Origin of the sequence: Cupriavidus sp. SIMBA_020 (assembly GCF_046535395.1) — a bacterium.
Lineage (GTDB): Bacteria > Pseudomonadota > Gammaproteobacteria > Burkholderiales > Burkholderiaceae > Cupriavidus > Cupriavidus campinensis.
Window position 1 is genome coordinate 1 of record NZ_JAWRWU010000901.1, and the last position, 261, is coordinate 261.

At 62.5% G+C, this 261-nt stretch carries 1 protein-coding gene; it reads right to left on the reverse strand.

Going from position 1 to position 261, the window contains the following annotated elements; translation table 11 throughout:
- The coding region (locus tag SB751_RS32035) for a hypothetical protein (RefSeq protein WP_410749269.1) at positions 1 to 261 on the reverse strand (261 nt) is incomplete at both ends.

Sequence of the window (261 nt, forward strand, 5' to 3'; positions counted from 1 at the left end):
CGCGCAGGAATTTGCCGCCCACAGCAGCAAAGCCCCACAGGCCAACCGGCTCTGACAGCATCGGTCGATGATCGAAAAGCGTCACCACACCACCTTCGTCCTGAACCAACCATTTCCACTGCGGCGCGACGTGGCTCCAGTCGATCGACGGCAGTACGAGTTCTTCGGGCTTCGGCAGGACGCGATAGAAATGGCCGGGCCACCACACCGGCGGCTCGACGGCGAACCATTTGCCTGCGTCGTCTCGGCATTCGATGGGGT